Below are 326 nucleotides of genomic sequence, written 5' to 3' on the forward strand. Positions count from 1 at the left end.
AGTACACCAATGACAGCTCCTTCTTTCACAATCGGTACAACGATTTCCGAATTAGAAGCACTATCGCAAGCGATGTGACCTGGGAATTGGTGAACGTCCGCTACAAGCTGAGTTGTTTTCGTTTCAGCTGCTACGCCGCAAACGCCTCGTCCAAATGGAATGCGTACGCAAGCAGGCATTCCTTGGAACGGTCCAAGGACAAGCTGATTTCCTTCTGTTACATAAAAGCCAACCCAATTAACGCGATCTAAAAATTGGTTTAATAATGCGGACGCATTTGATAAGTTTGCGACTACGTTTGATTCGCCAGTTAATAACGCATCCAG

At 45.4% G+C, this 326-nt stretch carries 1 protein-coding gene; it reads right to left on the bottom strand.

All coding sequences use genetic code 11. The features are described 5' to 3' along the window. Positions 1–326: GAF domain-containing protein (locus MR167_RS32030; RefSeq protein WP_242316279.1), on the bottom strand; the 326-nt coding region annotated here is incomplete at both ends.

The sequence above is a fragment of the Bacillus cereus group sp. BfR-BA-01355 genome (assembly GCF_022663675.1).
Taxonomy (GTDB): domain Bacteria; phylum Bacillota; class Bacilli; order Bacillales; family Bacillaceae_G; genus Bacillus_A; species Bacillus_A thuringiensis_S.